We start from the raw sequence: 14,132 nt of genomic DNA, 5'->3' as shown, positions 1-14,132 counted from the left end.
TTTTCGAGGAAAGTGGTTGGCGAAGCCGGTAGAAGGGCTTTTCGCTCCGTCGCTCATGCGCGTGGATTGTGTATGAGCTGATCATTTTCTGCTTCACTCAAGGCTCGCCGACAGGCTGGTCGCCCGGATATAGGGGAAGGCGTAATGGCAACGGTAGACCGCTGGCTTCTGCCAGATGGCATCGAAGAAGTACTGCCACCGGAAGCGGCGCGTATTGAAGTCGCGCGTCGTCAGGTGTTGGATCTGTTCCAGAGCTGGGGTTACGAGTTTGTCGTGACTCCCCATATCGAGTACCTGGAATCCCTGCTGACTGGCGCGGGCCAGGACCTGGATCTGCGGACCTTCAAGGTCATCGACCCGCAGTCGGGCCGGCAAATGGGTTTCCGTGCCGACATCACGCCGCAGGTGGCGCGCATCGATGCGCACACTCTGCGCCGTGAAGGTCCGAACCGCCTGTGCTATGCCGGCAGTGTGCTGCATGCCCAGCCACGCGCCTTGTCGACTTCGCGCAGCCCGATCCAGTTGGGCGCCGAGTTGTACGGCGATGCCAGCCCGAGCAGCGACGTCGAAGTCATCAGCCTGATGCTGGCCATGCTGCAACTGGCCGATGTGCCGGATGTGCACATGGACCTCGGCCATGTCGGCATCTATCGCGGCCTGGCCCGCGCCGCCGGTTTGTCCGGTGAAGTTGAACAGCAGTTGTTTGATGCCTTGCAACGTAAAGCCATCGACGAGGTCATTACCTTGACCGAAGGCTTGCCGGCGGATCTGGCGGGCATGTTGCGCGCGTTGGTCGACCTGTGTGGCGGCCGTGAAGTGCTGGCAGCGGCCCGCGAGCGTCTGGCCAAGGCGCCGGCGCAAGTGACGGCAGCGCTGGACGACTTGCTGGCGATCGCCGATCGGCTGTCCGTGCGGTTCCCTGAGCTGCCACTGTATTTCGACCTGGGCGAGCTGCGCGGTTACCACTACCACACCGGTGTGGTGTTCGCCGTGTTCGTACCGGGTGTTGGCCAGTCCATTGCCCAGGGCGGTCGTTACGACGACATCGGCGCCGACTTCGGTCGCGCGCGTCCGGCAACCGGCTTTTCCACCGATTTGAAAACCCTGGTGACCCTGGGGCGTGCTGAGATCGAGCTACCGTCTGGCGGTATCTGGATGCCTGACAGTACGGATGCAGCACTCTGGCAGCAGGTTTGCCAGTTGCGCAGTGAGGGTCAGCGTGTCGTTCAGGCCTTGCCTGGACAACCTTTGGCCGCCGCCCGTGAAGCGGACTGCGACCGGCAATTGATTCAGCAGAACGGGCTTTGGCAAGTATCGCCACTGGCTTCTTGAGTTTTCCCGCCGGCTGCCGCCGGCACCAAGTTTGCGCGAATGAGGACAAGTGTTATGGGTAAGAATGTCGTAGTCCTGGGCACCCAATGGGGTGATGAGGGCAAAGGCAAGATCGTTGATCTGCTGACCGAACATGCTGCCGCCGTAGTGCGCTACCAAGGTGGCCACAACGCTGGCCACACCTTGGTGATCGACGGTGAAAAGACTGTCTTGCACCTGATTCCGTCGGGCGTGCTGCGCGAAGGCGTGCAGTGCCTGATCGGCAACGGCGTGGTGGTTGCACCTGACGCCCTGATGCGTGAAATCGTCAAGCTGGAAGAGAAAGGCGTACCGGTGCGCGAGCGCCTGCGTATCAGCCCTTCCTGCCCGCTGATCCTGTCCTACCACGTAGCGCTGGACCAGGCTCGTGAAAAGGCCCGTGGCGAGCTGAAGATCGGCACCACCGGTCGCGGCATCGGCCCGGCGTACGAAGACAAGGTTGCGCGTCGCGGCCTGCGCATCGGCGACCTGTTCCACCGCGAGCGTTTCGCCGCCAAGCTGGGCGAGTTGCTGGATTACCACAACTTCGTACTGGTCAATTACTACAAAGAGCCAGCCATCGACTTCCAGAAGACTCTGGACGAGTGCATGGAATACGCCGAGCTGCTCAAGCCGATGATGCTGGACGTCACTGCCGAACTGCACAACTTGCGTCGCGCCGGCAAAGACATCATGTTCGAAGGCGCCCAGGGCTCTCTGCTGGACATCGACCACGGTACCTACCCGTACGTCACCAGCTCCAACACCACCGCTGGCGGTATCGCTACCGGTTCGGGCGTGGGTCCGATGTTCCTGGATTACATCCTCGGCATCACCAAAGCCTACACCACCCGTGTTGGCTCGGGTCCGTTCCCGACTGAGCTGTTCGACGACGTGGGTGCATTCCTGGCCAAGCGTGGCCACGAGTTCGGTGCGACCACCGGCCGTGCCCGTCGTTGCGGCTGGTTCGATGCCGTCATCCTGCGTCGCGCCATCGACGTCAACAGCATCTCGGGCCTGTGCCTGACCAAGCTCGACGTGCTGGACGGCCTGGAAACCATCAACATCTGCGTTGGCTACAAGAACGCTGACGGTGCAGTGATCGACGCACCGACCGATGCCGACAGCTACATCGGCCTGGAGCCAGTGTACGAAGAGATGCCGGGCTGGAAAGAATCCACCCTGGGCGCCAAGACCCTGGAAGAGCTGCCGCAGGCTGCGCGCAACTACATCAAGCGCGTCGAAGAGTTGGTCGGCGCGCCGATCGACATTATTTCGACGGGTCCTGACCGCAACGAAACCATCGTTCTGCGTCATCCGTTTGCTTGATAAGTCGTTGATGTAAAACACAAAGGCCCCTTAATCGGGGCCTTTGTCGTTTTTGCCTGTCGAACGGCATGACCTTTGCTGTGAACATTAAAAAAAGCATTGCTTCCGGCGTGCTATCAATTTAATGGCGCCAAAGCAGAGGGATTTCAGATGTCGGCCGTTCTCTCATTGTTACAGAGCCGTTTGTTGCGGCCTGTGTTCGTTACCCTTGGTATCGCCCTTTTGGTGCAGGTGCTGGTGGCTGTTGCTCTGACCCGGAGCACGGTGACCGCGCTGGAAGCCGATCTCGGCATGCGCCTGGGCGCGGACAGTCAAAAGCTCTCCGCTGAGCTCGAGCAGGCAGGGCGCGAAGTCACGTCCAGTCTGGACAGTCTCTCTACCAGTACACGTCAACGCCTCACGGCCGGTTTGTCTTCGCGTCTTGAGCAAGAGCAGGCGCAATTGCGTTCGACCCTGGAAAAGGACCTGAAGGACTCCGCCAGCGATATGGCGCAGCTTCTGGCTTCGGTCGCGCCCCGCGCCATGTGGGACAACGACGTTCCGACACTGTCCGAGTTTGCCCGTCGGGCCCAGCGCAATCCCAATGTGCTGTTCGTGGTGTATGACGACGCCGCCGGCCAGCACCTGACGCGCTACCTCAACCGGGAAAACCCGATCAACAAGGCACTGCTGGAAAAAGGCCAGGGCGAGCGGGCGCTCGACAAGGTACTGGATGCGGCGAAGAACGATCTGTCAGTCTTCTACGTCGAGGCTTCAATCAACCCCAACGGCGTGGAAATCGGCAAGGTCCTGATGGGGGTCTCGACTGCTTCGGTGGAAACTGATCTCGCGGCCCTCGACAAGCGCTTCTCGGCCTTGATCGCCAGCAGCGATCAGCTGGTGGGCGACAGCCTCAAAGGTGCGGCCGCCGACAGCGCAGCGGCCATGCGCTCGCGTCTGCAGTCGGCTCAGTCCACAGCGGCTGAAATGAAAGCCAACACCACGAGCACCGTACAGGAAGCTGCCGCGACATTGCGCTGGCGCATCGGTGTGTGTCTGGCGGTGGTGGGCTTTGGTGTCCTGCTGTTGTTGGCGGTGGTGCTCGGTCGCCGAGTGGTCAATCGCCTGAAAATGCTGATCGTTGCCATGGATGACCTGGCGGCGGGCGAGGGCGATCTGACCAAGCGGGTGCAGATCAACAGCAAGGATGAGATCGGCGACATGGCCTCGGCGGTCAATCGCTTTGTGGATAAGTTGCAGCCGATCGTGCGCGAGGCGGGCGATGTGGCCCAGCGTACCGGTGTAGAAATTGGCGCCATGACCTTGCGCAATGCTGGTGCGGATGCGGCGGCAGGCATGCAGCGCGACGAGGTGGCGGAGAGTTTGCGTGCCTTGTCGCAGATGGCTGATGAAGCGCAGTCGGAAAGCCACGCCATGCAGGCGGCGCTGAAGCAGGTGGTGGACATTCGTCAGGCTACCGACGAAAACACCCGGACTTCGGCGAAAGTCGGCAGCCTGATCGAGGAGCTGGCGGGTCAGGTCAACACCGGTGCGCAAGTGATTGAGCGCCTGGCACAGCAAAGTGAGCAGATTGAAGTGGTGTTGACGGTGATTCACGGCATCGCCGAGCAGACCAACCTGCTGGCGCTGAACGCGGCTATTGAAGCGGCGCGTGCCGGCGAGACCGGGCGCGGGTTTGCGGTGGTGGCAGATGAGGTGCGGGCGCTGGCGAGCAAGACGCAGAGTTCCACTGGCGATATTCAGGCGCACATCGTTGCGTTGCAGCAAGGTGCGCGTGAGGCGGTGGCGGCAATTGGTCAGGCCGGGCGCCAGGCCAGTGAAGGTTTGCTGGTGCTGCGTGACAGTGCAAGGTTGCAGCAGTCGGTGCAGGCATCCGTCGAGCAGGTCCATGCGGCGATCGGTTTGGCTACCCAGGCTGCGGCGCATCAGGCGCAGGGCGCGCAGGCCGTGCGAGGGCGGGTCCAGACCATTCACGCCCAGGCCGAGAAAGCGGCGCAGGCGGTCGTGGAGACCACGGCGAGCGGCAAAGTGCTCGATGGGCTGGCGGCACAGTTGAAGGCGAGCCTGGGGCAGTTCAGGGCGTAAGGTGTTGTCAGGGATGACGCCATCGCGGGCAAGCCAGCTCCCACAGGGATTTTCTGTGAACACAATATTTGTGAACAGCAGAGACACTGTGGGAGCGGGCTTGCCCGCGAAGGCGATCTCAGCGACTCAGATACATCCGCGTCGTCAGTAGATAAACCGGCAACCCCGACACCAATATCAACAACGCCGCATAAGGTGCCGCCGCCGCAAACTCCACATTCGCGGTATGCGCCCACACCTCCGTCGCCAGGGTGTTCAGCCCGGTGGGACTTAGCAGCAGTGTCGCCGTCAGTTCCTTCATCGCATCCAGGAACACCAGCGCAAAAGCCGCGCCCAGCGCCGGAAAGATAATCGGCAGTGTCACTCGGCAGAACGCACTGAATGACGAGGCTCCGAGTGTGCGAGCGGCCTCCTCAAGTTGCGGCGCCGCCTTGTTCAGGGCGGTGCGGATCGGCGCCTGGGCCAGCGGCAGAAACAGCAGGGCGTAGGCGATCAGCAGCAATGCCGAAGTCTGGTAAAGCATCGGCACGTAGTGCAGGGCGAAATACACCAGGGTCAGGGCAATGACCAGCCCTGGCAGGGCGTGCAGCAGATATGGCAAGCGCTCGGCCCAGATCGCCAGTTGGCCTTTGTAGCGCACTACCAACAATCCGACGGGTACTGCCAACACCAGGCATAACGCTGCGCCGCCCAGCGACAGGGTCAGGGATGAAAGCAGCGCCTCACCGATTGCCGCTACCGGGAACGCCGCGGATGAACCCACTGCCAACCAGTACGCCAGCATGCCCAGCGGAATCCCGCTGCCAATGATTGCCAGCAGCAGGCAATAAAGCTGTCCCGCCACTGCCCACGGCCCCAGTTGAACCTGCTCCGCGTGTCTTGCCGCGCCCTGGCCGGTGCGCACGTGTCGACCCTTGCCGCGCACGCGCAGTTCCAGCCACAGCAGCGCCAGGCACAGCATCAGCAGTACGGCGGAGAGCATCGCCGCGTTGGCATTGCTGAATTCCAGCTCGAACTGCTGATAGATCGCCGTGGTGAAGGTTTGCAGGCCGATGATCGACAAGGCGCCGAACTCCACCAGCATGTGCAGCGCAATCAGCAACGAGCCCGCCAGCAGCGAAGGCCAGAGCAGGGGCAGGGTGACGCGGAAAAACACACCCCAGCGATTCTGGCCCAAGGTGCGGGCCGATTCTTCCAGGGATGGATCGAGATTGCGCAGGGTTGCCGCCACAGGCAGAAAAATCAGCGGGTACTTGGACAGGCTCATCACCAGGATCGCCCCGCCGAGTCCTTCAAAGTGCGCGCTCAGCGAAACCCAGGTGAAGCTGCTGACAAAAGCCGGTACGGCAAACGGCAGGCACAGGATCACGCCCCAGATCCGGCGTCCCGCCAGATTGCTGCGTTCGAGCAGCCACGCCAGTGACAGGCCGATCACGCCGCAGGCGAGAGTGACGCCCAGCATCAACGCCAGGGTGTTGCGCAACAGGCCGAATACGTAGGGCCGCCACAGCAGGTGCAAGGCTTCGGCCCAGCCGGCTTGCCAGGCTTTGAGTCCGACATAGGCCAGCGGCAGGAAGCTGAGTACGACCAGCAGCAAAACCGGCAACACCAACCCTATCGGCGGTCGCTTGCTGCGCAGGCGGGTGACGGATAGCAATGCGCTCATCAGTTCAAGCCAACGTCGCGTTCCAGGTCCAGGGCTTCTTCGGCATTACCGAGGTCGGCGGGTGTCACGTTCGGCGCCTGCAACTCGCTGAATGGCTTGAGCCCGCGATCAGATTCCATGCCTTTGTGCAGAGGGTATTCGGCGGTGGTCTGGGTGATCACGCGCTGGCCTTCCTCGCTGGCCATGTAGGCGAGCAATTGCTGTGCTTCCTGGGGGTGTTTGCTGGATTTGAGGACTGCTGCACTGGATACCGTGATGAGCCCGCCGACGTCGCCGCCGCTGAAGTAATGCAGCTTCGAGTCGAGCTGGCCTTTTTCACGCTGCAGGGCGAACCAGTAGTAATTGTTGACCAGCACGGTGGCCACTTCGCCATTTTCCACGGCTTTCAATGCCACCATGTTGTTGCTGTAGGTCTTGCCGAATGCGCGCAACCCGGTCAGCCATTCTTCGGCCGCGTCCATACCGTGCACCTTGATGATCGCAACGGCTTGTTCCTGGAAGGCGCCACTGGTGGGCACGAAGCCAACCTTGCCTTGCCATTTGGGATTGGAGAAATCCATCACCGACTTTGGCAGGTCTTTTTCATCAACCAGTTTGGGGTTGTAGGCCACCACACGTACCCGGGCGGTCACGCCAATCCAGGTGCCGTTGCCGGCCACGTATTCCTTGGGCAGAACGGCCAGCGTGGCGTCATCCGTCTTGGCCAGCAGGCCTTGTTCGCCGAGTTTGTTCAGTGGCGGCGATTCTTCGGTGTAGATGACGTCGGCAGGGGAGCGATCGCCCTCTTCGACGATCTGACTGGCGAGCTGATTGCTGCTGCCTTTGCGTACATTGACGTGGATGCCAGTCTTGGCTTCGAAGGCTTTGGCGACCGCGTCGCCGACTTCCTTGTGTTGCCCGTTGTAGAGCGTCAGGGAAACCGGGTCGGCGGCTTGGGTGAGGGGAGTGGCGAGTGCCAGGCCGAGCAGGGTAATGGTCAGGCCGCGGCGCAGGGTATTTCGAAACATCATTCGCAGGGTTCCTCACTGTCGCATTGCAAAAACTTGCAACAATGATAAACGATATTGCTTCTCAAATGCGCCGTCATGGCTTTTGTAGGAGCGAGCTTGCTCGCGATGGGCGTGAACGAAAACGAGGGGTGCCTGGAGAAATGTGTCGCCTGCACATCCATCGCGAGCATGCTCGCTCCTACAGGGGGGGGAGGTGTGTTTTTAAACCCCGGAAACGCAAAAACCCGCTTTCGCGGGTTTCTGTGAAATTCAAGGTCGTAACCTTGAATTTGAATTGGTGCCCAGAAGAAGACTCGAACTTCCACGGCCGTAAGGCCACCAGCACCTGAAGCTGGCGTGTCTACCAATTTCACCATCTGGGCATTCATCTTCAGCGTTGCCGCTGTTGATGTGGCGCACTATACGGAGAGCGTTTTAATCTGTAAACCCCTGATTTTAAAATTAATAAACTAGGGGTCCAAAATGCAAAAACCCGCTTTCGCGGGTTTTTGTGTGAGCCTTGAAATTGATCTAATCTCAAGCTCGAAATTGGTGCCCAGAAGAAGACTCGAACTTCCACGACCGTAAGGTCACCAGCACCTGAAGCTGGCGTGTCTACCAATTTCACCATCTGGGCATTATCGACAACGTCTCCGTCGTCGATGGCGCGCACTATACGGAGCGTCTTTTTAACTGTAAACCCCCGGCCTCAAAAAAACCTGAAAAAATTCACCAGCGGTCTGCAATTCAGCTTTGAGGTGTCGATACAGGGCTTTAGATGGGTCGTCTTAGCTTGAAATTTCCCGTTTCATTACGCCTATGCCAAACTAACCCGCATATAGACAAGGTGAAAACTCTCTAATGGCCGATTGGCAGTCCCTCGATCCCGAGGCCGCTCGTGAAGCGGAAAAATATGAAAACCCCATTCCTAGCCGCGAACTGATCCTTCAGCACCTTGCTGATCGAGGTTCGCCTGCTAACCGCGAGCAACTGGTCGAAGAGTTTGGTCTGACCACGGAAGACCAGATCGAAGCCCTGCGCCGCCGCCTGCGCGCCATGGAGCGCGATGCTCAACTCATCTATACCCGTCGCGGCACTTATGCGCCGGTGGACAAGCTCGACCTGATCCTGGGCCGCATCAGCGGTCACCGCGACGGCTTCGGCTTCCTGGTGCCGGACGACGGCAGTGACGACCTGTTCATGAGTCCGGCGCAGATGCGCCTGGTGTTCGACGGTGACCGTGCCCTGGCCCGTGTATCCGGTCTGGATCGTCGTGGTCGCCGCGAAGGCATGATCGTCGAAGTGGTCTCCCGCGCTCACGAAACCATCGTTGGCCGCTACTTCGAAGAAGGCGGTATCGGTTTCGTGGTTGCCGACAACCCGAAGATCCAGCAGGAAGTGCTGGTCACGCCGGGTCGTAACGCCAACGCGCAGATCGGTCAGTTCGTCGAAGTGAAGATCACTCACTGGCCGACGCCACGCTTTCAGCCGCAAGGCGACGTGGTTGAAGTCGTGGGCAACTACATGGCGCCGGGCATGGAGATCGACGTTGCCCTGCGTACCTATGACATTCCTCACGTCTGGCCTGAGGCCGTGCTCAAGGAAGCCGGCAAGCTCAAGCCGGAAGTCGAAGAGAAAGACAAAGAGAAGCGCATCGACCTGCGTCATCTGCCGTTCGTCACCATCGACGGCGAAGATGCCCGCGACTTCGATGACGCGGTCTACTGCGAAGCCCGTCCGGGCAAGCTGCGTCTTTTCTCCGGCGGCTGGAAGCTGTACGTGGCGATTGCTGACGTATCCAGTTATGTGAAGCTCGGTTCGGCGCTGGATGCCGAGGCGCAGGTTCGCGGCAACTCGGTGTACTTCCCCGAGCGGGTGATTCCGATGCTGCCTGAGCAGCTGTCCAACGGTTTGTGCTCGCTGAACCCGCAAGTCGATCGCCTGGCCATGGTTTGCGAGATGACCATCTCCAAATCCGGCGAGATGACCGACTACTGCTTCTACGAAGCGGTGATCCACTCCCATGCCCGCCTGACCTACAACAAGGTCAGCGCGATGCTGGAAACGCCGAAAGCCACCGAGGCGCGCAAGCTTCGCGGTGAATACACCGACGTGGTGCCGCACCTCAAGCAGCTCTACTCGCTGTACAAGGTATTGCTGGCCGCTCGTCATGTGCGTGGCGCGATCGATTTCGAAACCCAGGAAACCCGGATCATCTTCGGCTCCGAGCGCAAAATCGCCGAAATCCGTCCGACCGTGCGCAACGATGCGCACAAGCTGATCGAGGAATGCATGCTGGCGGCCAACGTGGCTACCGCCGAGTTCCTGAAAAAGCACGAAATTCCGGCGCTGTATCGCGTTCACGATGGTCCGCCACCGGAGCGTCTGGAAAAGCTGCGCGCCTTCCTCGGCGAACTCGGCCTGTCCCTGCACAAAGGCAAGGATGGTCCATCGCCGAAGGATTACCAGGCACTGCTGGCCGGTATCAAGGATCGTCCGGATTTCCACCTGATCCAGACCGTCATGCTGCGTTCGTTGAGCCAGGCGGTGTACAGCGCCGATAACCAGGGCCACTTCGGCCTGAATTACGAGGCGTACACGCACTTCACTTCGCCGATCCGCCGCTACCCGGACTTGCTCACGCACCGGGCAATTCGCAGCGTGATCCATTCCAAGCAGGACACCCCGCACGTTCGTCGTGCCGGTGCGATGACCATTCCGAAGGCACGCATCTATCCATACGACGAAGCGGCCCTGGAGCAGCTCGGCGAGCAGTGCTCGATGAGCGAGCGCCGTGCCGACGAAGCGACCCGCGACGTGGTGAACTGGCTCAAGTGCGAGTTCATGAAAGATCGTGTGGGCGAATCGTTCCCGGGCGTGATCACTGCAGTGACCGGTTTTGGTCTGTTCGTCGAGCTGACCGATATCTACGTCGAAGGCCTGGTGCACGTCACCGCGCTGCCGGGCGACTACTACCACTTCGATCCTGTGCACCACCGCCTGGCCGGTGAGCGTACCGGTCGCAGCTTCCGTCTGGGTGACACCGTGGAAGTGCGGGTCATGCGCGTCGACCTCGACGAGCGCAAGATCGACTTCGAGATGGCCGAAAAAACCATCAGTGCGCCGATCGGCCGTAAAAAACGTGGCACCGAAACAGCCCCTGCGGCTAAAACCGAAGCAGAACCGGCCCCAGCGAAAGCCGGTCGTCGACCTGCCAAGGAGAAAGCTGTCGAAGCCTATCGTCCGAGTGATGCGGCGGCGAAAAACGCCGAAGTGCGCAAGAGTCGCGAAATGAAACAGGCGTTGCTGGCCGGTGCGAAAAGCGGCGGTAAAGCGGCGTCTGGGGGAAAGACCAGTCGGTCGGCGCCTGACAAGGCAGTCGGCGGCAAACCAGCCAAACCGAGCAAACACCGTAAAGGCCCGCCAAAAGCGGGCTCTGCTCCAGCCAAGACTGGCGGGGCGCGTAAACCTAAGGCCAAGTCATGAGTCAGTTGGAAAAGATCTACGGCGTACACGCTGTAGAAGCGTTGTTGCGTCATCACCCGAAACGCGTGAAGCAGATCTGGCTGGCCGAAGGCCGCGATGATCCGCGGGTGCAGACGTTGATCGAACTGGCCAACGAAAACCGTGTCCAGGTCGGTCAGGCCGAGCGCCGTGAAATGGACGCCTGGGTTGAAGGCGTGCACCAGGGCGTAGTGGCGGACGTAAGTCCTAGTCAGGTCTGGGGCGAGGCGATGCTCGACGAGCTGCTTGATCGCACCGAAGGCGCGCCGTTGTTGCTGGTGCTCGACGGCGTGACCGATCCGCACAACCTCGGCGCCTGCCTGCGTTCTGCCGATGCGGCGGGTGCATTGGCGGTGATCGTGCCGAAGGACAAGTCCGCGACCCTGACGCCGGTAGTACGCAAGGTTGCCTGCGGTGCGGCGGAAGTGATTCCGCTGGTTGCTGTGACCAACCTGGCGCGCACCCTGGAAAAGCTCCAGCAGCGTGGCTTGTGGGTTGTCGGTACGGCGGGGGAGGCCGAAGTCAGTCTTTATGACCAGGATCTCACCGGCCCGACCATCCTGATCATGGGGGCTGAAGGCAAGGGCATGCGCCGCCTGACCCGCGAGCATTGTGATTACCTGGTGCATCTGCCGATGGCCGGTAGCGTCAGCAGCCTAAACGTGTCGGTAGCGACTGGCGTGTGCCTGTTCGAGGCGCAGCGTCAGCGCGGCGTCAAGGCGAAGGCTGCCGCTAAAAAGCTCTGATTGAAACACTCCTTGTAGGAGCTGGCTTGCCAGCGAAGGCGTCCTCAAGGGCGCCATCGCCAGCAAGCCGGCTCCTACAAGGAGATTCGGTGAGTATTGTTCAAATAATCACCAATTACCTTGCGCCTCCCACGCCCCTTCTCTACAATTGCGCCCCTTGCTGTGACGGCAGGCATTCATGTGCCTTACCCACGCAAGTCCATAAGTGTCATTCACTCCTTGTCTGACCGCTTTTGAGCGGCAGGCTACAACCCGTAAGGAGCATTCATGCGTCATTACGAAATCATCTTTTTGGTCCACCCGGATCAAAGCGAGCAAGTCGGCGGCATGGTTGAGCGTTACACCAAGCTGATCGAAGAAGACGGCGGCAAAATCCACCGTCTGGAAGATTGGGGCCGTCGTCAACTGGCCTACGCAATCAACAATGTTCACAAGGCTCACTACGTGATGCTGAACGTTGAGTGCACTGGCAAGGCCCTGGCCGAGCTGGAAGACAACTTCCGCTACAACGATGCAGTGATCCGTAACCTGGTCATCCGTCGCGACGAAGCCGTTATCGGCCAGTCCGAGATGCTCAAGGCTGAAGAAAACCGCAGTGAGCGCCGTGAGCGTCGCGACCGTCCTGAGCACGAAGGCGCTGAAAGCGTTGACAGTGATGACAGCGACAACAGCGATAACGCTGACGAGTAATCCACGGACCTTTTAAGGAGCCTATCAAATGGCACGTTTCTTCCGTCGTCGTAAATTCTGCCGCTTCACCGCTGAAGACGTGAAAGAGATCGATTACAAAGATCTCAACACTCTGAAAGCCTACGTATCCGAGACCGGCAAAATCGTTCCAAGCCGCATCACCGGTACCAAAGCTCGTTATCAGCGTCAGCTGGCCACCGCTATCAAGCGCGCCCGCTTCCTGGCCCTGCTGGCCTACACCGACAGCCACGGCCGCTGAGACCGGGCAGTCGACTCGTAGCAAAGGATTGAATGCATGCGGGCCATAGCTGAGTTCATCATGCGCGGCCGTATGCAGGCCACTCTGGTAGTGGCTGGATGCGCGGCGATGCCGTTGTTGTATTGGTTGGGTGCTGCCGCCGGATGCCTTGTGCTCCTGCGGCGCGGATTGAGGGACGCCCTGGGCGTTCTTGCTCTGGGACTGCTGCCGGCATTGGCCTGGTGGCTGTACTCCGACGACCCACGGGCACTTCTGGTGCTGCTGGGGTCTGCGAGCCTTGCGTTGGTTTTGCGCGCAAGCGAGTCCTGGAACCGCGTGCTGCTGGTCAGCATAGCGATGGGAGTGGTGTTTTCAGTGGTGTTGGGGACAGCTTTTGCTCCCCAGATCGAGATGCTGGCGCAGGCTTTGATCAAAGTCATGCCGTCGCTGCTCGGTGATGTCTACCAGAAGATGTCGGTAGACGAACAAGCGCGTTTCGCGTCCCTGATTGCACCGGTCCTGACCGGCCTGATTGCGGCGTTGTTGCAAATCGTCAGCTTGCTGAGCCTGCTTGTCGGGCGCTACTGGCAGGCGTTGTTGTACAACCCGGGCGGTTTTGGTCGCGAGTTTCGCGCCATCCGCTTCCCGCTGTTGCCGGCGATGTTGCTGCTGGCGTGCATGCTTCTGGGGCCGAATATCGGCTCTCAGATGGCCATGTTGACGCCGTTGTGCAGCGTACCGCTGGTGTTCGCCGGGCTGGCCCTGATTCACGGGCTGGTGGCGCAGAAGCGACTGGCCAGGTTCTGGCTGGTGGGGTTGTACGTCACGCTGTTGCTGTTCATGCAGCTGATCTATCCGTTGCTGGTGGTCCTGGCCATCGTCGACAGCCTGATTGATTTTCGCGGTCGTTCGGCACCGAAAGATGCCGATAACGCGAACGGTGAAGGTTAAAAGTTAAGAGGATTTTCACATGCAACTGATCCTTCTGGAAAAAGTCACCAACCTGGGCAACCTGGGTGACAAAGTGAACGTTAAGGCTGGTTACGGTCGTAACTACCTGCTGCCTTACGGCAAAGCTACCGCTGCGACCCCAGCCAACCTGGCTGCGTTCGAAGAGCGTCGTGCCGAGCTGGAAAAAGCTGCAGCAGATCGCAAAGCATCGGCTGAAAGCCGCGCTGCCCAACTGGCCGAGCTGGAAGTGACCATCACTGCCACCGCTGGCGACGAAGGCAAGCTGTTCGGTTCGATCGGTACTCACGACATCGCTGACGCACTGACCGCCTCCGGCGTTGAAGTGCAGAAGAGCGAAGTTCGTCTGCCGAACGGCACCATCCGCAACGTAGGCGAATTCGACGTAGCCGTGCACCTGCACGCCGAAGTTGAAGCCACCGTACGCGTTGTCGTGGTAGCAGCTTAAGCAGCACTTGTCGGCTGGCACCCTTGGGTGCTTGCCGGTAACATCGGGCACGATCCTGTTTACAGGTCGTGCCCTTTGTCTTTCTGAACCCCCTGCTTTTCATCACCCAAAACACAAG

At 60.2% G+C, this 14,132-nt stretch carries 11 protein-coding genes and 2 tRNA genes; 9 read left to right on the top strand and 4 right to left on the bottom strand.

The window, feature by feature from the left end; genetic code table 11:
* Positions 1–144: 144 nt before the first annotated feature.
* The 3 genes from PMI31_RS06110 (at position 145) to PMI31_RS06100 (ending at position 4,764) form a co-directional block, all read left to right on the top strand.
* A complete protein-coding gene (locus PMI31_RS06110) occupies positions 145–1,332 on the top strand; it encodes an ATP phosphoribosyltransferase regulatory subunit (protein WP_008016892.1) in 1,188 nt (395 codons plus the stop codon).
* A 54-nt stretch (positions 1,333–1,386) separates the two neighbouring features.
* Entirely contained in the window at positions 1,387–2,679 is a 1,293-nt protein-coding gene (locus tag PMI31_RS06105) for an adenylosuccinate synthase (protein WP_008016891.1), read from the top strand.
* A gap of 150 nt (positions 2,680–2,829) precedes the next feature.
* Positions 2,830–4,764, top strand: coding sequence for a methyl-accepting chemotaxis protein (locus PMI31_RS06100; protein ID WP_008016890.1), 1,935 nt, complete (start codon positions 2,830–2,832; stop codon positions 4,762–4,764).
* A gap of 118 nt (positions 4,765–4,882) precedes the next feature.
* Here PMI31_RS06100 and PMI31_RS06095 read toward each other — a convergent pair whose 3' ends face one another.
* The 4 genes from PMI31_RS06095 to PMI31_RS06080 form a co-directional block, all read right to left on the bottom strand.
* Complete coding sequence (locus tag PMI31_RS06095; protein ID WP_008016889.1) at positions 4,883–6,430, bottom strand: ABC transporter permease; 1,548 nt, start codon at positions 6,428–6,430, stop codon at positions 4,883–4,885.
* Positions 6,430–7,440 carry an iron ABC transporter substrate-binding protein gene (locus tag PMI31_RS06090; RefSeq protein ID WP_008016888.1) on the bottom strand — a complete coding sequence of 337 codons (1,011 nt, stop codon included), beginning with the start codon at positions 7,438–7,440 and terminating at the stop codon, positions 6,430–6,432. The genes PMI31_RS06095 and PMI31_RS06090 overlap by 1 nt, the downstream gene beginning before the upstream one ends.
* Before the next feature lie 275 nt (positions 7,441–7,715).
* A tRNA-Leu gene (locus tag PMI31_RS06085) sits at positions 7,716–7,802 on the bottom strand.
* Between the two features lie 167 nt (positions 7,803–7,969).
* Positions 7,970–8,056: transfer RNA gene (locus tag PMI31_RS06080), tRNA-Leu, on the bottom strand.
* Between the two features lie 224 nt (positions 8,057–8,280).
* Here PMI31_RS06080 and rnr point away from each other — a divergent pair.
* The 6 genes from rnr to rplI all read left to right on the top strand — a co-directional run bounded on the left by rnr (position 8,281) and on the right by rplI (position 14,014).
* The gene (gene rnr / locus PMI31_RS06075; protein WP_008016886.1) at positions 8,281–10,905 is read left to right on the top strand and encodes a ribonuclease R; all 2,625 of its coding nucleotides are present in this window, start codon (positions 8,281–8,283) and stop codon (positions 10,903–10,905) included.
* Positions 10,902–11,669 (top strand): 23S rRNA (guanosine(2251)-2'-O)-methyltransferase RlmB, encoded by a 768-nt coding sequence (gene rlmB, locus PMI31_RS06070; RefSeq protein WP_008016885.1) that lies wholly within the window; start codon positions 10,902–10,904, stop codon positions 11,667–11,669. Before rnr ends, rlmB begins: the two co-directional genes overlap by 4 nt.
* A gap of 267 nt (positions 11,670–11,936) precedes the next feature.
* Positions 11,937–12,359, top strand: a complete 423-nt coding sequence (gene rpsF / locus PMI31_RS06065) for a 30S ribosomal protein S6 (RefSeq protein ID WP_008016884.1) — start codon at positions 11,937–11,939, stop codon at positions 12,357–12,359.
* A 28-nt stretch (positions 12,360–12,387) separates the two neighbouring features.
* The gene (gene rpsR / locus PMI31_RS06060; protein WP_002551829.1) at positions 12,388–12,618 is read left to right on the top strand and encodes a 30S ribosomal protein S18; all 231 of its coding nucleotides are present in this window, start codon (positions 12,388–12,390) and stop codon (positions 12,616–12,618) included.
* A gap of 36 nt (positions 12,619–12,654) precedes the next feature.
* Complete coding sequence (locus PMI31_RS06055) at positions 12,655–13,548, top strand: hypothetical protein (protein WP_008016883.1); 894 nt, start codon at positions 12,655–12,657, stop codon at positions 13,546–13,548.
* Positions 13,549–13,567: 19 nt separating this feature from the next.
* Positions 13,568–14,014: a 50S ribosomal protein L9 gene (gene rplI / locus PMI31_RS06050; RefSeq protein WP_007973276.1), complete on the top strand. Its 447-nt coding sequence runs from the start codon at positions 13,568–13,570 to the stop codon at positions 14,012–14,014.
* The last annotated feature ends 118 nt before the right edge of the window (positions 14,015–14,132 follow it).

The organism is Pseudomonas sp. GM55 (assembly GCF_000282395.1).
Taxonomy (GTDB): Bacteria; Pseudomonadota; Gammaproteobacteria; order Pseudomonadales; family Pseudomonadaceae; genus Aquipseudomonas; species Aquipseudomonas fluorescens_CC.
The sequence above is the reverse complement of the archived record's forward strand: the minus strand, read 5'-3'. Positions and strand labels throughout refer to the sequence as shown.